Origin of the sequence: Halobellus sp. MBLA0158 (assembly GCF_041477585.1) — an archaeon.
Classification (GTDB): Archaea; Halobacteriota; Halobacteria; order Halobacteriales; family Haloferacaceae; genus Haloquadratum; species Haloquadratum rubicundus.
Map to the genome: position 1 here is coordinate 766,707 of NZ_JBGNYA010000001.1, position 17,337 is coordinate 784,043.

General features: G+C 69.1%; 18 protein-coding genes and 1 tRNA gene. 11 read left to right on the forward strand and 8 right to left on the reverse strand.

Annotated elements, in window-relative coordinates:
- The first annotated feature begins 1 nt into the window (after position 1).
- Positions 2–916 (forward strand): aminotransferase class IV, encoded by a 915-nt coding sequence (locus tag OS889_RS03940; RefSeq protein ID WP_372387490.1) that lies wholly within the window; start codon positions 2–4, stop codon positions 914–916.
- A 59-nt stretch (positions 917–975) separates the two neighbouring features.
- Complete coding sequence (locus tag OS889_RS03945; protein WP_372387492.1) at positions 976–1,386, forward strand: Rieske (2Fe-2S) protein; 411 nt, start codon at positions 976–978, stop codon at positions 1,384–1,386.
- 172 nt (positions 1,387–1,558) lie between these two features.
- Here the strand turns inward: OS889_RS03945 and OS889_RS03950 are convergent.
- The 3 genes from OS889_RS03950 to OS889_RS03960 all read right to left on the reverse strand — a co-directional run bounded on the left by OS889_RS03950 (position 1,559) and on the right by OS889_RS03960 (position 2,969).
- A tRNA-Met gene (locus OS889_RS03950) sits at positions 1,559–1,633 on the reverse strand.
- A gap of 79 nt (positions 1,634–1,712) precedes the next feature.
- Positions 1,713–2,162, reverse strand: coding sequence for a GtrA family protein (locus tag OS889_RS03955; RefSeq protein ID WP_372387494.1), 450 nt, complete (start codon positions 2,160–2,162; stop codon positions 1,713–1,715).
- Positions 2,163–2,969: a glycosyltransferase gene (locus tag OS889_RS03960; protein WP_372387496.1), complete on the reverse strand. Its 807-nt coding sequence runs from the start codon at positions 2,967–2,969 to the stop codon at positions 2,163–2,165. It lies immediately after the preceding gene.
- A 136-nt stretch (positions 2,970–3,105) separates the two neighbouring features.
- Here OS889_RS03960 and OS889_RS03965 point away from each other — a divergent pair, with 136 nt between their 5' ends.
- Positions 3,106–5,529, forward strand: a complete 2,424-nt coding sequence (locus tag OS889_RS03965) for a DUF2298 domain-containing protein (RefSeq protein ID WP_372387498.1) — start codon at positions 3,106–3,108, stop codon at positions 5,527–5,529.
- 15 nt (positions 5,530–5,544) lie between these two features.
- Here OS889_RS03965 and OS889_RS03970 read toward each other — a convergent pair whose 3' ends face one another.
- Complete coding sequence (locus OS889_RS03970; RefSeq protein WP_372387500.1) at positions 5,545–5,802, reverse strand: HAH_0734 family protein; 258 nt, start codon at positions 5,800–5,802, stop codon at positions 5,545–5,547.
- Positions 5,803–5,963: 161 nt separating this feature from the next.
- Between OS889_RS03970 and OS889_RS03975 the strand changes: the two genes are divergently transcribed.
- From OS889_RS03975 to OS889_RS03995, 5 genes are read left to right on the forward strand one after another with little or no spacing between them, the layout of a single operon-like run.
- Positions 5,964–6,245 carry a 50S ribosomal protein L44e gene (locus OS889_RS03975; RefSeq protein WP_103992813.1) on the forward strand — a complete coding sequence of 94 codons (282 nt, stop codon included), beginning with the start codon at positions 5,964–5,966 and terminating at the stop codon, positions 6,243–6,245.
- A 2-nt stretch (positions 6,246–6,247) separates the two neighbouring features.
- Complete coding sequence (locus OS889_RS03980) at positions 6,248–6,445, forward strand: 30S ribosomal protein S27e (protein WP_372387502.1); 198 nt, start codon at positions 6,248–6,250, stop codon at positions 6,443–6,445.
- Between the two features lie 24 nt (positions 6,446–6,469).
- Positions 6,470–7,267, forward strand: coding sequence for a translation initiation factor IF-2 subunit alpha (locus tag OS889_RS03985; protein ID WP_372387503.1), 798 nt, complete (start codon positions 6,470–6,472; stop codon positions 7,265–7,267).
- 5 nt (positions 7,268–7,272) lie between these two features.
- Positions 7,273–7,455: an RNA-protein complex protein Nop10 gene (locus OS889_RS03990; protein ID WP_372387505.1), complete on the forward strand. Its 183-nt coding sequence runs from the start codon at positions 7,273–7,275 to the stop codon at positions 7,453–7,455.
- 4 nt (positions 7,456–7,459) lie between these two features.
- The gene (locus OS889_RS03995) at positions 7,460–8,218 is read left to right on the forward strand and encodes a proteasome assembly chaperone family protein (RefSeq protein WP_372387507.1); all 759 of its coding nucleotides are present in this window, start codon (positions 7,460–7,462) and stop codon (positions 8,216–8,218) included.
- Between the two features lie 12 nt (positions 8,219–8,230).
- On the opposite strand, the gene OS889_RS04000 is transcribed toward OS889_RS03995, so the two are convergent.
- Complete coding sequence (locus tag OS889_RS04000; protein WP_372387509.1) at positions 8,231–9,130, reverse strand: PhzF family phenazine biosynthesis protein; 900 nt, start codon at positions 9,128–9,130, stop codon at positions 8,231–8,233.
- Positions 9,131–9,235: 105 nt separating this feature from the next.
- Between OS889_RS04000 and OS889_RS04005 the strand changes: the two genes are divergently transcribed.
- From OS889_RS04005 to mtnP, 3 genes are all read left to right on the forward strand, one after another.
- Positions 9,236–9,943, forward strand: a complete 708-nt coding sequence (locus OS889_RS04005) for a phosphoribosyltransferase (protein WP_372387511.1) — start codon at positions 9,236–9,238, stop codon at positions 9,941–9,943.
- 84 nt (positions 9,944–10,027) lie between these two features.
- On the forward strand, positions 10,028–10,984 hold the full coding sequence (locus OS889_RS04010) for an AEC family transporter (RefSeq protein WP_372387512.1): 957 nt from the start codon (positions 10,028–10,030) through the stop codon (positions 10,982–10,984).
- A gap of 217 nt (positions 10,985–11,201) precedes the next feature.
- The gene (gene mtnP, locus OS889_RS04015) at positions 11,202–12,062 is read left to right on the forward strand and encodes an S-methyl-5'-thioadenosine phosphorylase (protein WP_372387514.1); all 861 of its coding nucleotides are present in this window, start codon (positions 11,202–11,204) and stop codon (positions 12,060–12,062) included.
- Between the two features lie 15 nt (positions 12,063–12,077).
- On the opposite strand, the gene OS889_RS04020 is transcribed toward mtnP, so the two are convergent.
- From OS889_RS04020 to OS889_RS04030, 3 genes are read right to left on the reverse strand one after another with little or no spacing between them, the layout of a single operon-like run.
- Positions 12,078–13,127: a segregation/condensation protein A gene (locus OS889_RS04020; RefSeq protein WP_372387516.1), complete on the reverse strand. Its 1,050-nt coding sequence runs from the start codon at positions 13,125–13,127 to the stop codon at positions 12,078–12,080.
- Complete coding sequence (gene smc, locus OS889_RS04025) at positions 13,120–16,713, reverse strand: chromosome segregation protein SMC (RefSeq protein ID WP_372387517.1); 3,594 nt, start codon at positions 16,711–16,713, stop codon at positions 13,120–13,122. The genes OS889_RS04020 and smc overlap by 8 nt, the downstream gene beginning before the upstream one ends.
- A 30-nt stretch (positions 16,714–16,743) precedes the next feature.
- Positions 16,744–17,232, reverse strand: a complete 489-nt coding sequence (locus tag OS889_RS04030; protein ID WP_372387519.1) for a DUF7518 family protein — start codon at positions 17,230–17,232, stop codon at positions 16,744–16,746.
- Positions 17,233–17,337: the final 105 nt, after the last annotated feature.

The following is a 17,337-nucleotide window of genomic DNA, read 5'->3' on the forward strand; positions in this document are numbered from 1 at the left end:
AATGGCTGACCTGCGCTACCACGTCGACGGCGACCTCGTCCCCGCCGACGAGGCCACCGTGAGCGTCCGCGACCGCGGTTTTATGTACGGCGACGCGGTCTTCGAGACGCTCCGGGCCTACGGCGAGGAGGTGTTCCGCTGGGACGCCCACGCCGAGCGCCTCGCCCGGTCGGCGGCGGCGATCGAACTCGACCACGGCCTCGACTCTGGAGAGCTGAAGCGCCGAATCGACGAGACGCTCCGCGCCAACGACCTCGAAGACGCGTACGTCAAACTCTCTGTCACCCGCGGCGTCCAGCCGGGGAAGCTCACCCCCTCGCCCGACGTCGATCCGACGGTCGTCGTCCAGGCGAAACCGCTCCCCCGCGGCGGCGTCGACGCCGAGCCGATCTGGGACGGGCCCGCGACGCTCCAGACGGTGAAGACCCGCCGCGTGCCCGACGCGGCGATCCCCTCGCAGGCGAAGACCCACAACTACCTGAACGGCATCCTCGCGCGCCTGGAGCTCCGCGTTTCCGACGCGGACGAGGCCGTGATGCTCGACGCCGACGGCCACCTCGCGGAGGGCGCGACGAGCAACCTCTTCTTCGTCGACGGCGACGCGCTCTGCACGCCGAGCCTCGACGGGCCCGTCCTCCCGGGAATCACCCGTGAGGAGGTCCTCGATATCGCCGGTCAGGAGGGCATCCCGGTCAACGAGGGCTCCTTCACCCCCGAGGACCTCCGCGACGCCGAGGAGGCGTTCGTGACAAACACGACCTGGGAAGTCCGACCCGTCGAGACTGTCGACGGCATCAATATCGGCGGCGGCCCCGTCACGACGCTCTTCCAGCGCGTCTACGACGCCCGCATCGAGCGCGAGCACTACGGCGGCGAGCGGATCGGAGACGGCGCGGAGTCCGGTCCGGCCGACTGACTTCCCCTCTCTCCGCGCCGAATCGTCACACTTGAATCGCGCTACTCCCGAGCGGGGGTATGGACGCGGACCGCCGGATCGCCGCCGCCGAGGACGTCGCCGCCGACGAGACGATCGTGTTCACCGCGAAGCGGGGCTTCGAGTCGACCGAGGGGATCCTCACCCGGCTCGCCGACGGGACGGTCGTCGCCTACACGAACTACTGCCCGCACTGGCGGGACGTCCGCCTCGACAAGGGCTCGGGCGCGACCGTCCGGAACGGTGAGCTCGTCTGCGGCAAACACGGCGCGACCTTCCAGAAAGCCGACGGCCACTGCGACTTCGGCCCCTGCGAGGGTGCCGTCCTCGACACCTTCGAGGTCACCGTCGAGAACGGCGACGTCTACCTCACCGACGACGACTGGGACGCCGCGGAACCGGGACTCTCAGAGGAGCGCGACCTCTCGTCCGGCGGCCGGATCGACTTCTGACGGCTGCTTGACGAAGTGCCGTCTCGCAAATTGAGTTCGGCAAAACAGTAGCGGGAAGTAGATTTGAACCCCGATCGCTTCGCTCCCTGGCTCAAATCTCCCGTCGCTACCGTGCCGAACGCACGTGGTACTCGGCGACGGAGCGCCTCGCGGAGTGAGTTCGGCAAAACAGTAGCGGGAGGTAGATTTGAACTACCGATCTCCGGGTTATGAGCCCGGCGGAATCTCCTGGCTATCCCATCCCGCTACCGAAACGAAGCCGTGGGCTACGGTTAAGGGTTGTGTTTCGCCCGCAGTGTGGCAATTTCCCTCGCAGTAGATCCCGATCACGACCGGGTCACACGCCAGGTGAGCAGGCTCTCGGCGACGTAGTTCAACACGACCGAGGCGCCGATCGCGATCGGGATCGGGATCAGCTGCCAGAGGTCGAAGCCGAACACCGGAACCGTGACCGAGAGCTGTCGGAGCGCGCGGACGATCAGGAACTGGACGGCGAGGCCCCCGCTTCGGACGATGTTCGAGCGGACGAACCGGCTCAGAGTCGGGACCGCGCCCGACTTCCCGAGTTCGGAGAACGTCCAGCGCTCGTTGATCGCGAACATCACGACGATCGCGACCTCAGCGCCGACGAGCTTCGCGTACTCGCCGAGCACGCCGAAGCCGACGATGAGCGCCGTCGTCGTCGCCATATCGAAGACGGCGCCGACTGCGCCGACGGAGACGAACTTCCCGAAGCGGACGCCCGAGAGCAGGGCGTCGGCCGACTCCCGGAGCATTCAGTCGGCCTCGCGGACCTCGGCGTCGGCGACGGCGAGGCGTTCGATCAGCGACTGTTCGTCGCGCTGGGAGTCCAGCAGTTCGTGGAGGCGATCGTCGCCGAGCAGCCGGGCACGGTGTCTGGCGGTCACGAGCGCCCGGGCCAGGCGGAACGTCGTCCCGACCGTCGAGACCGTCGAGCCGGGGCGGTCCTCCCAGCGGACGGGCACCTCGACGACGCGGTGCCCCAGCGCGCCCGCGACGGCGACGAGCTCGATATCCCAGGCGAAGCCGGGCTCGTAGAGGTGCGCGCGGACGTCCCGCCACGCGTCGGCGCTGATCGCCTTCGCGCCGCACTGGTAGTCGTAGAGCGGCTCGTCGAGCATCCGACGCGCGAGCCACGCGAAGCCGTCGCCCAGGCGCCGCCGGGCGAACGTCTGGTGGGCGGCGACGTCCGCGTCGGGGTGGCGGCGCGAACCGACCGCGAGGTCGGCCTTCCCGTCGGCGACGGCGTCGACGACGTCGGCGAAAGAGGGCGCGGGCGTGCTCCCGTCGGCGTCGGCGAATGCAAGCGTGTCGACGTCGTCGGCGAGCGCCTCGAAGCCCGCGGTGATCGCGGTGCCCTTGCCGCGCCGGCGGTCGGCGGTCGCGATCTCGACGCGATCGGGGAGGGGCGCGAGCCGATCGCGGACGTCCGGCCGCGGCGCGTCGAGTTCGACGCGGACGACCGCGGGGTCGAGCCGATCGACGAGGGCGCCGAGGTAGCCGCTGAGACGCTCGGGATCCGGGCGGTAAGCGGGAACGACGATCCCGACGGCGCGAGTCATCACCCACAGGTATCGGCTTCTGTGTGAAAAACGAATCGCTACCGTCCCGCCCCCGTCCGTCGGCCCTCGGCCGATCCGCGATTCGCCGGCCATCACAAAGCGTATGTTCCGGGCCCGCCCCCGTGGGATACGGAGAATGGAGTACGCCCTCGTCGCCCGCTGGCTGGTCCTCTATGCCGCCCTCTTCGCCCTCGGCCTCCCCCTCGCGGCGCGGCTGCTCCCCGACGCGCGCGGCCGGGGCGCCGGGCTGGCGATTCCGATCGCGCTCGTCGTCCTCAGCGTCCTCGCGTACTGGGTCGGCCACCTCGCGTGGGGGGCGATCGCGCTCGCCTCGGGCGTCCTCGCGCTCCTCGTCGCCAGCGCGCTCGCGGGACTCGATCTCGGCGCCCTCCGCGAGCGTGAGATCCGCCTAGCCGTCGACGTCGACCGCGATGCCGTCACCGACGCGGCGCTCGTTTTCGTCGTCGGCTTCCTCCTCGTGGTCGCGATCCGGTCGTTCGATCCGGCGGTCTACCCCGTCGGCGGCGAGAAGTTCCTCGACTTCGGTCTCCTGAAGACGCTCCGGCGCTCGCCCGTCCTCCCGCCGGAGGACTTCTGGTTCGCGAACGAGCCGGTGAAGTACTACTACGGCGGCCACCTGACGGCGACGCTTCTGGGGTGGCTCGCCGCGACGCCGCCGAAGTTCGCCTACAACCTCGCGCTCGCGGGCTTCTACGCGGCGCTTCTCTCGGCCGCCTTCGAGCTCGCGGGCGCTGTCGGCGCCGATCGGCTGCCGTCGCTGTCTGGCCTCTCCCCGCGCCGCGCCCGCCGCCTCGCGGGCGCGTGTGCGGTCCTCTTCGTCGGCGTCGCGAGCAACCTCGCCACCGCGGGTCGGTTCGCCCTGCTCGCGCTTCCCGAACCGCTCCGGCGCTCGGCCGCCGAACTGGTCGCGGCACAGAGCCAGTACACCGTCGATCGGATCCTCGCCGGCGCCGACTCCTTCTCGTACTGGAGCGCCTCGCGGATCATTCCGGGGACGATCAACGAGTTCCCCCTGTTCGCGTGGCTGAACGGTGACCTCCACGCGCATATGATCGGCACGCCGACGCTGCTCCTGGCCGCGGCCGTCGGCTACGCGTACTACCGGACGCCAGAGTCGGCGCTGCGGCGGCGACGCGCGCTCCTGTTCGCCGTGCTCCCGCCGATCGCGGCCTGGCAGGCCGTCCAGAACACCTGGAGCTTCCCGAGCGTCCTCGCGCTCGGGTGGCTCGCGGCGGTCTTCGCGCCCGCCGCCCCGGCGACGTTGCTCCCGGCGGCGCTCGCGGGTCGGCTCGACACCGACGCGGACGTCGCTGCGGACGCCTCGACTCCCGCGCGGCTCCGCGCCGAAGTCCGCCGCGTCGGCGCGGCGACGCTGGCGGCGGCCGTCGCGGCCCTCGTCGCCGCCGTGCTGGCGTCGCCGTTCCTGCTCGGCGCCGCGACCGGCGCGGGCGGCCGCTCGATCGAGTTCCTCGGCCCGGCGATGCGGAGCGGCTTCGGCGGCCTCCTCATCGTCCACGGCGCGTTCGTCGTCGGCTTCGCCGCGTACCTCCTCGCGCGGGTGCGCGTCGAGCGCGCCTGGGCGCTCGTCCTCGCGGTCGGTTGGGCCGCGTACATCGGCCACCGGATCGGCTTCGCGGCGCTCGCCCTGTCGGTGCCGATCCTCGTGCTCGCGTGGGTCGGCCTGCGCGCGTCGCGGTCGCTGGGCTACGAGGCCGTCCTCGTCGTCGCCGGCGCGGGACTCGTCACGCTCGTCGAACTGGTCTACGTGAAGGAACAGGCCGGACCGGGCCGGATGAACACCGTGTTCAAGACGTATATGCAGGTGTGGGTCTTCTGGGGCACGGCGATGGGCGTCGCCCTCCCCGGGCTCGTCCTGGGTGCCTTCGACCGCGGAGAGAGCGCGGGGGGTGACGCCGATCCTGACCCCGACTCGCGGCTCCGGCACGCCGCCGACCTCCCCTGGCGTCGCGCCGGCGCGGTCGGCCTCGCGGTCCTGCTCGTTCTCTCGACGAGCGTCTACGGCGTCATCGCGGTCGGCGCGCACTTCCAGTCCGCTCCCGCCGGCGGCGCGACGCTGGACGCGACGCAGTTCGTGGAGACCCAGCATCCCGGCTACGACCGGGCGATCGCGTGGATCGACGACCTGGAGGGCCAGCCGACGATCGTCGAGGCGCCGGGGACGGGCTACTACCCCGGCGGGACCGACGGCCGCGAGCGGGTGATGTACTCCTGGCACGCGAACCCCGCCTCCAGCCTGACCGGCGTGCCGACCGTCGCCGGGTGGCAACACGAGGTGGGCTACCGCGGGAGAGCGGCGTACCGGGAGCGCGTCCGCGACGTCGACGCGATCTACACGGGGAACGCGACGGTCCGCGCGGAGTTACTCCGAAAGTACGAGGTGGAGTACGTGTGGGTCGGGCCGAGCGAGCGCGCCCGCTACGGGTCGGTGTCGTTCTCGGGGGCGGCGTTCGAGGCGGTCCACCGCTCCGGCGACGTGACGATCTACGCCGTCGACCGCGACGCGCTCTCGGAACCGTAGCCGGCGGACTCGGAGTTACGCGCCGCGCTTCGAGATGACGTCGATCGCCTCGGCGTCGACCGCGACGACGTCCAGGAAGTGCGGGACGAACTGCCGCTTCTCGAAGGTCTCCCGTTCGTCTTCGGTGCCGACGGTACACCACAGCTGCGGGCGGTCCGGACCGTGGTAGTCGCCCTGGCGGTCGATCGAGAAGCAGACGACCTCCTCGCCGTCGACCTCGATGGTCGCGCCGCGGTTGATGTCCGGGTCGCCGCGAATGATGACCTTCTTCATACCACGCCGTTGGCTCAGTCGGGGCTTAATCGCTTCGGAGACGGTTCGGCGCGGCTGGGCAGCCGTCGTCGCCCTGCCGCCGGACGGGGCGCTCGCGGTCCCGCCTCCGAACCAAACGGGTTTTAACCGACGATGTCGAAACGCGGACAAGGTCGATATCTATGGAGATGCCACGCCGATTCAACACGTACTGCCCGAACTGCGACGGGCACCACGAGCACGAGGTCGAGAAGGTCCGGACGGGCCGCTCGACCGGAATGAAGTGGAACGCGCGGCAGACCCGCCGCGGCAAAGCGGTCATCGGGAACGCCGGGAAGTTCTCGAAGGTGCCCGGTGGCGACAAGCCGACGAAGAAGACCCACCTGAAGTACATCTGCTCGGACTGCGGCAAGGCCCACATGCGCGAGGGCTGGCGCGCGGGCCGACTCACGTTCCAGGAGTAACGATGGCAGGGAACTTCTACCGCGTGCAGTGTCCGGACTGCGACAACGAACAGGTCGTCTTCGGCAAGGCCTCGACGACCGTCAACTGCGCCGTCTGCGGGACGACGCTGGCGACGCCGACCGGCGGCGACGCCGACATCCACGGCGAGGTCGTCGAGACGGTCGAGCGCCGCTCGGCCGACGCCGAGGCCGAGGCATAAGGCTCCCTTCGGAGGCTCTCATATATGAAGTACAGCGGATGGCCCGAATCGGGTGATCTCGTCGTCGGCGAAGTCGACGAGATCACGGACTTCGGGGTCTTCGTCGACCTCGACGAGTACGAGGACAAGCGCGGCCTCTGTCACATCAGCGAGGTCGCAAGCGGCTGGATCAAGAACGTCCGCGACCACGTCCGCGAGGGACAGACGGTCGTCGCGAAGGTCCTGGAGGTCGACGAGGGCTCCCAGCAGATCGACCTCTCGATCAAGGACGTAAACGAGCACCAGCGCAAGGAGAAGATCCAGGACTGGAAGAACGAGCAGAAGGCCGACAACTGGATGGAGATCGCCTTCGGCGACGACGTCACCGACGAGCGCTACGGCGCCATCGCGAACGCGCTGCTCGTCGATTTCGAGTCCCTCTACGACGCCTTCGAGTCGGCGGCGATCCACGGCGCGGACGCGCTCGAGGACGTCGACCTCGACGACGAGGAGATCGAGGCGATCGTCGAGACCGCCCGCCAGAACGTCTCGGTCCCCTACGTGAACGTCACGGGCTACGTCGACCTCCGGTGTCCGACCGGCGACGGCGTCGACCGGATCAAGGAGGCGCTCCAGGCCGCAGAAGGCGAGGACGTCCCCGAGGAGATCGATCTGGAAGTCACCTACGTCGGCGCGCCGGAGTACCGGATCCGCGTGCAGGCGCCCGACTACAAGACCGCCGAGGACGCGCTCGAAGCCGCGGCCGACCGCGCCAGCGACTCGATCATCGCCGACGGCGGCACCGCGGAGTACCACCGCGAGCGGCGCGAAGACGAAGAGTAGCCGGGATGAAATCCGACATCCGGGTCTGTTCGGCGTGGCGCGACGTCCACGACCGCCCGGTGTACTCGCTCTCCGATACCTGTCCCGACTGCGGCGCGGCGACCGAAAACTCCGCGCCGGCCCCGTTCGACCCCGAAGACGCCTACGGCGAGTACCGACGCGCTCTTAAACGCCGCGGCCGCGAGTGAGGGTATGGACGACATCGAGGTCGAGACGGTCGCAGAGCCCGATCTGCGCGATCCGGTGCTGATCGAGGGGCTCCCGGGCGTCGGGCACGTCGGAAAGTTGGCCGCAGAGCACCTGCTGGAGGAATTCGACTCCGAGGTCGTCGCCCGCGTGTTCTCCGACGAGTTCCCGCCACAGGTCGCCGTCGATGACGACGGCGTCGCCGAACTCGCCTGCGCGGAGTTCCACGCCGTCGAGACGGCCGACCGCGACCTGCTGGTCCTGACCGGCGACCACCAGGCGCAGTCGCACTCGGGCCACTACCACCTCACCGACGCCTTCCTCGACGTCGCCGAGTCCCACGGCGTGAGCGAGATCTACGCCCTCGGCGGCGTCCCCACGGGCGAGCTCGTCGAGGAGCCGGACGTCCTCGGCGCCGTCAGCGACGCCGCCGACATCGAGGCACTCGAAGACGCGGCTGTGGAGTTCCGCGAGGGCGAGCCCGCCGGCGGCATCGTCGGCGTGAGCGGCCTGCTCTTGGGCCTCGGCGAGCGCCGCGACTTCCGCGCGGCGTGTCTGATGGGCGAGACCAGCGGCTACCTCGTCGACCCCACGAGCGCGCAGGCGGTCCTCGAAGTCCTCGAAACCGTCGTCGGCTTCGAGGTCGGCTACGACTCCCTCGAAGAGCGGGCCGAGGAGATGAAGGAAGTCGCAGAAAAGATCCAGGAGATGCAGAACCAACAGCAGGGGATGCCGACCGACGACGACCTGCGGTACATCGGCTGAGTCTCTTTTTTCTCAGGCTTCGATGATGCCGTCATCCTCGTCGTCGGGCACCGCCAGCCGCCCGTCGAACGAGGTCACGCCGCGGCCGCCGACTCTGACTCCCGTCTTCGCTTCGACGCGAATCCGCCCCGGCCGATCGAGAAAGTGGCCCTGCTCGAAGACCATCTCGTCGGGGAAGTCGTCGAAGGCGCCGACCTCGCGGAGGTACGCGCCGCAGGCCCCGGCGGCGGTGCCGGTGACCGGGTCCTCGGAGATCCCGAGCGAGGGCGCGAACGCCCGGGCGTGGAGCGTCGAATCGCCCTCCAGCGCGTCGAAGGTGAACGCATAGACGCCCGCCGCGTCGTGTTCGTCGGTGAGCGTCTCGACCGCGTCGGGGTCGGGGTCGGCCCGGCTCAGATTCTCCAGGAAGTTCACCGGCACGATCAGGAACGGCAGACCGGTGGAGGCGACCGCGACGGGCGCGTCGGCGCCGACGTCCCGGAGCGCGGCGGGGTCGATACCGAGCGCCGTCCCCAGGCGGTCGTAGTCGACGTCGACCCGCTCGACGCGCGGCCGGTCCTGGCTCATCCAGACGGTGCCGTCGGCTTCGACCTCGACGTCGAGGACGCCGACGTTCGTCTCGACCGTGTGCTCGCCGGGCTCGACCTCGCCGGCCTCGCGGAGGTGCGCGTAGGTGGCGATCGTCGCGTGGCCGCAGAGGTCGACCTCCTGGCTCGGCGAGAAGTACCGCAGCCGGCGGTCGGCGGTCGTCGAGGGGCGGAGGAAGGCCGTCTCGCTGACGGCGAGCTCGCGGGCGATCGCCCGCATCTGTTCCTCTGAGAGGTCGCCGGCCGCCGGCACGACCCCGGCGGCGTTGCCGGCGAGCGGCTCGTCGGCGAAGGCGTCGACCAGGAGCGCGCGACGGGTGTCCATACCCGCTCCAGGGCGCGCCGGGTGAAAAGTCCTGGCTGACCGGCTGCTCGACGAGACGAACAGATTAAGGAGCCCACCGGACCCTTACCCGAACGGTGACCCTATATGGGCGACCTGCCCGATCAGTTCAACTGCACGATCACTAACTGGGAGTACATCTACGGGCTCTGCCGCGACGTCGCAGACCAGGTGAAGGCCGCGGACTTCGAGCCGGACGTCGTCGTCGCGCTGGCCCGCGGCGGGTGGTTCGCGGGCCGGTGCATCTGTGACTTCCTCGGCCTCGACGACCTCACGAGCCTGAAGATGGAACACTACGTCGGCACCGCCCAGAAGTCTGACGAGCCCGAGGTCCGCTACCCGATGCCGGAGGGCAGCGTCGAGGGCAAGGACGTCCTCATCATCGACGACATCGCCGACACCGGCGGGTCGATCGAGCGCGCCTACGAGTACGTGACCGACCGCGCCGCCGGCGAGGTGCGGACGGCGACGCTCCAGCTCCTCCAGACGAGCGCCTTCGAGCCCGACTTCGTCGGCGAACGACTGGAAGAGTGGACCTGGATCGTCTACCCCTGGAACTTCATCGAGGATATGATCGACCTGGTCTCGGGCGTGATGGAGAAGGCCGACGCCGAGACCTTCGAGGTCGAGGACATCCGTCATTACCTCTCCGAATATCACTCCGTCGACCGGATCGAGATGGAGATCGCCCAGCCCGGCCGGATGGACGAGGTGATGACCGAGATGGACCGCCGCGGCTACGTCGAGTCTGCCGACGGAGCGGCCTGGCGGCTGGTCGACGATTCCGGGGCGTAATCAGCTTCAGCCGCCGGCTCCGGCGCCGCCCTACCGTCGGCCATCGATCGAAGCGCTTGAGTAGCGACTGGCTGTCCCTCCGTTGTGGTCTCTCTGGTCTCCGTCTTTGCGACCGCCATCCTCCCGATCGTCGCCGTCGGCGGCGTCGGCTACCTGCTCGGCCGGGTTCGGGACGTCGAGACCGACGGGATAAACACCCTCTTGGTCTACGTGCTCGTCCCGGCGCTCATCTTCCACAGCCTGGCGACGACGACGCTCGCGGAATCGACGCTCGTGCGGATCACCGTCGCTATCCTGGCGTTCCACATCCTCGCGATCGCCGTCGCCGAGCTGGCGGGCCGGCTCTTCGGCGCGTCCGAACGAGCCCTGGGAGCCATCGTGCTGGTCGCGGCGTTCGGCAACACCGGCAACTACGGCATCCCCGTCTCGAACTTCGCGTTCGGCGCGACGGGCCGGGCGACGGCGGTCATCTTCCTCACCGTCCAGTCGGTCCTCATCTGGACCGTCGGCGTCTACATCGCCTCGCGCGGGAACGCCCAGAGCCGCCTCGATGGCCTCCGCCGGGTGTTCGGCGTGCCGCTCGTCTACGCCGTCGCGGCCGCGTTGCTCGCCCGTGCGATCGGCGTGGTGCCGCCGACCGGCTCCTCCGCGATGTCGACGATCCAGCTCGCCGGCGACGCCTCGATCCCGGTGATGCTGCTGGTGCTCGGCATCCAACTCGCGCGGACGGACATCGGCTCGACGCTGTCGGCGGTCGGCGGCGTCGTGGTGCTGAAGATGCTCGTCGCTCCGCTGCTCGGGATCGGCATCGCGCTCGCGGTCGGCTTCTCCGAGCCCGCGGTCGCGCGGACGTTCGTGCTCGAATCCGCGATGCCGTCGGCGGTGACGGCCGTGATCCTCGCCGCGGAGTTCGCCGATGGAGAGGTCGCGGGCGTCCCCGTCACGGAGTTCGTCTCGACGGCGATCTTCGCGACCACCCTCGTCTCGGTGATAACGCTGACGGCACTCATCGCCGTCCTAGAGAGCGGCGTCGTCGTGTGAGCCCCGCTCGTCGATTGGCTGTGACGCAGGTGTGCGTGGCTGACAGTCGGCCCACGGACTCGTCCCCACGTCGACGGGCCGAACAATCGCTGCCCGACGCGGGGTCGTGTTCAGTACACACCCGCGCTGGTCCCGTCTTGGTACATAAATCTCCGCGCGGCTGATCTCGAACGCCCGAGACCCACGGATTTTAGCGTCGGCGGCCGAACGGTCGCCTATGGCCATCGGATTCATCGGCGGCAGCGGCATCTACGACGCCCTGCCGTTGCGAAACACGCGCGAAGTCGACATCGACACGCCGTTCGGGAAGCCCTCGGCACCGCTCACCGTTGGGGAGTTCGGCGACACCGGCCGCGAGGTCGCCTTCGTCCCGCGACACGGCGTCGACCACGAGTACTCGCCCACGACGCTGCCGTACCGCGCGAACATCTTCGCGCTGAAGAAGCTCGGCGTCACCCACGTCATCGCCTCGAACGCCGTCGGGAGCCTCCGCGAGGACCTCCCCCCGCAGACGCTCGTGCTCCCGGACCAAATCTACGACCGGACCAAGCACCGCGACCTGACGTTCTTCGACGAGGACGTCGTCGTCCACCAGCAGTTCGCCGAGCCCTACTGCGCGGAGTTGAACGGAATCCTCGCCGAGGCGGCCGAGTCCGCGACCGACGCCGACGTCGTCCGCGGCGGTACCTACGTCTGCATCGAGGGCCCGCAGTTCTCGACGCGCGCCGAGAGCGAGTTCTACCGCTCGCAGGGCTGGGACGTCATCGGGATGACGACGATCCCGGAGGCGAAGCTCGCCCGCGAGGCCGAACTGGCCTACGCGACGATCACGGGCGTCACCGACTACGACGTCTGGAAGGAAGACAGCGAGGTCTCCTTGGAGGAGGTGCTTGAGAACGCCGCCGCGAACGAGACCGCGATCAAAGAGACCGTCGAGGCTGCCATCCGGGCACTCCCCGCGGACCACGAGTGCGACTGTCACTCGGCGCTGGCGGGCACCGTCAACACGCCCGACGAGGCGATCCCGGCCTCGACGAAGGACGCGCTGGAGCCGCTGCTCGGCGAATACGTCGACTGAAATCCAAATCCAGAGTCAATCGTCGTCGGTCGTCGGCGCGAGCGCCTCTGCTTCGGCGTCGGATTCGTTTTCGTCCGCGCCGTCGACGTCCGCCTCGCCCGTCTCGGCCTCGGTTTCGGTGGCTTCGTCGCCGTCGTCGAACTCCGCCTCGGGGTTCCGCACCCACAGGTCGCCGAAGAGGTCGTCCTGCTGGAGCTGGATCTGCCCCCGGTGGGAGAGGAACAGGAGCGCGAGGTACGTCGTCACCGGCGTCTCGGCGGCGTCTTTGATCTCGGCGAACAGCACCTCGTCGCGGCCGTTGTCGTAGTGGACCTCGACGGCCTCCCGCACCGCGGCGATCGAGGTCTCGATGTCCTCGGTGTGGGCCGTATCGGTCACGTCGGCCGCGGTCGGCTCGTTCGTGTCCCGGAAGTCGTCGGCCGACCGGTAATCGAGCGTCTGGGTCCCGCGCTGGGCGCCCCGCGGCGAGTCGGAGGTGTCGTACTCGCGGCGGCGCTTCCACCACGATTCCCGCTCGGCCTCGCGGAGTTCGCGGACGAGTTCGTCCAGCGTCTCCGGCGACCCGCGGGCGTGTTTCCGGTCGAGCCGGCGGTCCATCTCGGCTTCGAGCGCGTCGACGGGGTCGAATCCCGGCGCGCTGTCGCCGTCGGCGCCGCCGGCGATCGGGCCGCTCCCGCCGCGTTCGAGCGCTTCCTCCCACGGCTCCAGTTCGTCTTCCTCCTCTTCGTCGGGTTCGAGCAGCGCGTCGCTCTTCATCCGCAGGAGCACCGCGGCGTAGAAGAGCGCCCGCCCCGACGTCCGCAGGTCGGTCTCGTCGAGCGCGTCGAGGAAGGCGTCCGTCGCCTCGACGAGGTCGACGTCCCAGGGGTCGATCTCGCCCTCCTCTGCGAGCTGGACGAGCAGTTCGACCGGCTCGACCTCGTCCTCGTCGACGTCGCCGCCCGAGGGGTCGCCCGGGCCGCCGGGGAGGCGGTCGCCGTCGGCGTTCGCGTCGGGGTCGCCCCCGCTCCCCAGACCGCGCGCGAGGCCCTTCGTTCCCGGCGCGGAGCCGGCCGAGTCAGTCATCCGCGGGCACCTCCGGTTCCTCCTCGGCGCCCAACTGGATCCCCGTCACGGCGCTGACGTTGTCGCCCTGCATCGTCACGCCGATGGCGCGCTCGGAGCGCTCCAGGAGGGCAGAGCGGTGCGAGACAACGACGAACTGCGCGTCCGCCGAGAGGTCGTCGACCATCTCGCCGACGCGCTCGGCGTTGGCGGCGTCGAGGAACGCGTCGATCTCGTCGAGCGCGTAGAACGGCGCGGGATTGTGCCGCTGGATCGCGAAGATGAACGCGAGCGCGGTCAGGGACTTCTCGCCGCCGGACATCGCGTTCAGCCGCTGGATCGGCTTGTCGCCGGGCTGGGCCTTCATCGTCAGCCCGCCCTCGAACGGGTCTTCGGGGTCTTCGAGGTGGAGTTCGCCCGTCCCGTCGGAGAGGCGCTCGAAGATCTCGGTGAAGTTCTCGTTGATCGCGTCGAAGGCGTTCATAAACGTCTCCTTCTTCTGGGCCTCGAAGCGCTCGATCCGCTCTTCGATCGCTTCGCGCTCCTCGACGAGGACGTCGCGGCGCTCCTGGAGGTCCTCCAGGTCGGCCTTCACGTCGTCGTACTCGTCGATCGCGAGCATATTCACCGGCTCCAGCGCCTCCATCTCCTCGGTGAGGCGCTCGATCTCGGCCTCGACCTCGTCGTGGTCCGGGATCGCCTCGGGGTCGTAGTCGCCGACCTCGCTCTCGAGCTCGTCGATCTCCCAGGCCAGCCGCTCGGCGGTGTCTTCCAGGGAATCGAGCTTCGACTCGATCCGCTCGACCTCCTCGCGCTTTGCGTCGCGCTCGCTCTTCGCCTCGCGCAATGTCTCCTTGAGGTCCGAGCGCTCCGCCTTCAGGTCTTCGAGCTCCGATTCCAGCTCCTCGACGGCCGCGCGCTTCTCGTCGAGTTTCTCCTCGCGGGCTTCGATCTCGCCCTCCTTCTCGCGGATGGCGTCGCGGGCGTCGGCCTTCCGCTCTTGGGCCGTCTCGATCGTCTCTTCGAGGTCGTCGATGGCGTCCTCGGCGTACTCCTTCTCCAGTTCGAGCTCGTTGAGCCGACCGTCGAGGTCGTCCATCCGATCTTCCTTCTCTGCGATCTCCGCGCGGATCTCGTCGGCCTCGCTCGTGAGCTCGGGGATCTTCGAGTCGGCGAGCTCCTGCTCTAGGTCGTCGATTTCGGCTTCGACCTCCGCGATCTCGCCTTCCAGCTCGTCGATTTCGGCGTCGATCTCCCGCATCTCCGCGTCGACGTCGGCCCGCTCCTCGCGGAGCTCCTCGGCCTCGGCTTCGAGGTCGTCGATCCGGTCTTCGGCCTCGGCGACGTCGGCCTCGGCGTCCTCGATGTCGGATTCGACCTCCCGGACGCGCTCTCGGGCGTCGGCCGCACGGCCGCGGGCGTCCTCGATGTCCTCGTCGAGCTCGCGGATCTCCGCCTGGAGCTCCCGGCGCTCGTCTTCGAGGTCTTCGATCTCCTCGGCGAGGCGTTCGAGCCGGCCGCTGCCGGACTTCGAAAAGGAATATCGGGAGCCGCCGCCGGAGCCGCCGGTCATCGCACCCGAGCGCTCGACGAGGTCGCCGTCGAGCGTCACCATCCGGTAGTCGCCCATCAGGTCCCGCGCGGTCTGCATATCCTCGACGACGAGCGTCGAGCCGAGCACGTACGAGAAGACGCCCTCGTACTCGGCGTCGTAGTCGACGAGGTTGCGCGCGAAGTCGACGACGCCGGGGTGGCTCGGCAGCGACGGGAGGCCGCGGTCGTCCATCTCCGTGATGGGGAGGAACGTCGCGCGGCCGGCGTTCCTCGATTTGAGGTAGTCGATCCCGTCGGAGCCGACGCCGTCGTCGTCGACGACGACGTGGGCGAGTCGGCCGCCCGCGGCGGTCTCGCAGGCGGTCGCGTACTCGCCGTCGACGGCGCCCAGCTGGCCGACGGTGCCGTGGACGCCGCTCATTCCGGCGTTGAGGATCGTCGTGACCGCCCGCGGCCAGGAGTCGTCGCCGTCGTCGCCGGCGCGGGCTTCGAGGGTCGCGTACTCGGACTGCTTGGACTGGATCTCCTCGACGACCTCGTCGAGGTCGCTCTTCAGCTCCGATTTCTCCTCTTGGAGGTCGTCGACGATCCCCTCGATCTTCGCCTCGTTCTTCTCGGCTTTGTCCAGCTCCGAGCGGAGGTCCGAGACCTCGGCCTTCAGATCGGGGAGCTTCTCTCGGAGCTCTTGGGCCTCGGCTTCGAGTTCGTCGATCTCGCTGGCCCGCCGCCTGGTCTCGTCCAGCAGGCGGTCCTTCTCGCGCTGTTTGTCGTTGCGCTCGGTCTTGAGCTCCTCTAAGCGCTCCTTCTTCGATTCGAGGTCGGCCTTCAGTTCGTCGAACTCGGTGTCGACGTTCTCGATTTCGGCCTGCACCTCCGCGAGGTCGGTCTCCAGCGAGCCGATGTCGGACTTCACCGAGGCCTTCTCGACCTTCACCGATCGGATCTCCTCGTCGAGCTCGTCGATCTGCTCTTGCTTGCGGTCGAGCTGGACGAAGGCGTTCCGGCGGTCGCTCTCGGCGTCGTCGATCCGCTCTTCGGCGGCCTCGATCTCGTTTTCCAACCGGGAGATCTCGCCTTTGATCTCCTCGATCTCGGATTTGATCCGGAGCTGTTCGTCCTCGCCCTTCCGCTCGATCTCCCGCGTGAGCTCGTCGAGCTCGTCCTCCAAGCGCGTGACGCGCCCCTGGCGTTTGTCGAGCTCCTCGCGGTGGGACTGGAGCTTCGCTTCCGTTGCTTCGACCTTCGCCTCGGTCGATTCGAGGTCCGCGCGCTTGTCTTCGAGTTCTGCGGCCTTCTTGTAGCCCTCGTACTCCTCGCGCTCGTCGCGGAGGGACTGGTATTCGAGGGCGGTCTCGCGCTCGTCCGCCAGCTGTTCGAGCCGGTCTTCCTTCTCTTCGATCCGGAGGTCGGCCTCCTCGATGCGGTCTTCGACCGCCTCCAGCTCCTCGAAGGCGTCTTCCTTCTTGGCGTCGAACTCCGCGACGCCCGCGATCTCGTCGATGATGCCCCGGCGCTGGTGGGGCGTCATGTTGATGATCTCGGTCACGTCGCCCTGCATCACGACGTTGTAGCCCTCGGGGGTGATGCCGGCCTGCGCCAGGAGATCTTGGATGTCCGAGAGGTTGCAGGCGCGGCCGTTGAGGTAGTAGTACGAGTAGTAGTTCTCTTCGGTCTCCTTGACGCGCCGCCTGACCTCGATCTCGGAGACGTCGCCGACGTCCTCGCTGCCGGCGGCGTTCACGACCTGCGAGCGGTCGAGCGTGCCGTCGCCGTTGTCGAGGACGACCGTGACGGTCGCCTCGTTCGGGCCGGTCGGGGCCGCGTCGCCGTCGCTGCCGTCGGCGTGGCCGGGATTGTAGATGAGGTCTGTGAGCTTCTCGGCGCGGATGCCGCGGGTCCGCGCGAGCCCCAGCGCGAACAGCACGCCGTCGATGATGTTCGATTTCCCGGAGCCGTTCGGCCCCGTGACGACCGTGAAGTCCTCGTAGAACGGAATCTCGGTGGTCCGCCCGAAGCTCTTGAAACCGTCGAGGACGAGCTTTTTGATGTGCATAGATGTGCTCGTGGCGGGCGGAGCGCCCGATTACGCGACGATGATGTCGTCGTCTTCGGTCGCCGCCTCGTCCTCACTCTCGGCGTCGTCGGCCTTATCCCCGTCGCCCGCGGCGTCGGTCCGGCCCTCGGGGCCGACCTCGCTCGGGATCTGCTCGTCCGCGTCGGCGTCGATGAAGTCGGCGTCGTCGGCGGTCTGCGCGGAGGTCTCCCGCCGCGACTCGGCCTGCGCGGGCGACTCGGAGAGCGGCCCCCCCGCCGGCTCCTCGTCGGCCGTCTCCTGGGCGGCGTCCGTTGTCGCGGTCGCATCGGCGGTCGACTCGACGGCGTCGGCGCCCTGCTCGGCCCCCTGTTGCGGCTCGTGACCGACCGGGCGGCTCCCGGCCGCGAGGTCGACCTCGATCTCCTCTTCGAGGAGCCGCACCCGCTCTTTCGTCTCGACGAGCTCTTCTGTCAGTCCGTTGACGGCGGCCTGTAGCTCGGCGACCTTCGACTCCAGTTCCTCCACGCGGTTGCTCATAGGGTAGATAGCCCGTCTCCGGCCACATAAACGTACGTCAGACACCTACCCGGAAGATGATAGTTCTCGTGAATGTGTGAGGGCGGACCACGGACGGTTCCGCCG

Bases quoted from the DNA above. Each gene is read 5' to 3' on its own strand.
- OS889_RS03955 (WP_372387494.1), bottom strand. From the start codon at position 2,162: ATGCTCCGGGAGTCGGCCGACGCCCTGCTCTCGGGCGTCCGCTTCGGG.
- OS889_RS03980 (WP_372387502.1), top strand. From the start codon at position 6,248: ATGGCAGGGAACTTCTACCGCGTGCAGTGTCCGGACTGCGACAACGAA.
- OS889_RS03960 (WP_372387496.1), bottom strand. From the start codon at position 2,969: ATGACTCGCGCCGTCGGGATCGTCGTTCCCGCTTACCGCCCGGATCCC.
- OS889_RS03945 (WP_372387492.1), top strand. From the start codon at position 976: ATGGACGCGGACCGCCGGATCGCCGCCGCCGAGGACGTCGCCGCCGAC.
- OS889_RS04030 (WP_372387519.1), bottom strand. From the start codon at position 17,232: ATGAGCAACCGCGTGGAGGAACTGGAGTCGAAGGTCGCCGAGCTACAG.
- OS889_RS03970 (WP_372387500.1), bottom strand. From the start codon at position 5,802: ATGAAGAAGGTCATCATTCGCGGCGACCCGGACATCAACCGCGGCGCG.
- OS889_RS04005 (WP_372387511.1), top strand. From the start codon at position 9,236: ATGGGCGACCTGCCCGATCAGTTCAACTGCACGATCACTAACTGGGAG.
- OS889_RS04000 (WP_372387509.1), bottom strand. From the start codon at position 9,130: ATGGACACCCGTCGCGCGCTCCTGGTCGACGCCTTCGCCGACGAGCCG.
- mtnP (WP_372387514.1), top strand. From the start codon at position 11,202: ATGGCCATCGGATTCATCGGCGGCAGCGGCATCTACGACGCCCTGCCG.
- smc (WP_372387517.1), bottom strand. From the start codon at position 16,713: ATGCACATCAAAAAGCTCGTCCTCGACGGTTTCAAGAGCTTCGGGCGG.
- OS889_RS03940 (WP_372387490.1), top strand. From the start codon at position 2: ATGGCTGACCTGCGCTACCACGTCGACGGCGACCTCGTCCCCGCCGAC.
- OS889_RS03985 (WP_372387503.1), top strand. From the start codon at position 6,470: ATGAAGTACAGCGGATGGCCCGAATCGGGTGATCTCGTCGTCGGCGAA.
- OS889_RS03965 (WP_372387498.1), top strand. From the start codon at position 3,106: ATGGAGTACGCCCTCGTCGCCCGCTGGCTGGTCCTCTATGCCGCCCTC.
- OS889_RS03990 (WP_372387505.1), top strand. From the start codon at position 7,273: ATGAAATCCGACATCCGGGTCTGTTCGGCGTGGCGCGACGTCCACGAC.
- OS889_RS03995 (WP_372387507.1), top strand. From the start codon at position 7,460: ATGGACGACATCGAGGTCGAGACGGTCGCAGAGCCCGATCTGCGCGAT.
- OS889_RS04020 (WP_372387516.1), bottom strand. From the start codon at position 13,127: ATGACTGACTCGGCCGGCTCCGCGCCGGGAACGAAGGGCCTCGCGCGC.
- OS889_RS03975 (WP_103992813.1), top strand. From the start codon at position 5,964: ATGGAGATGCCACGCCGATTCAACACGTACTGCCCGAACTGCGACGGG.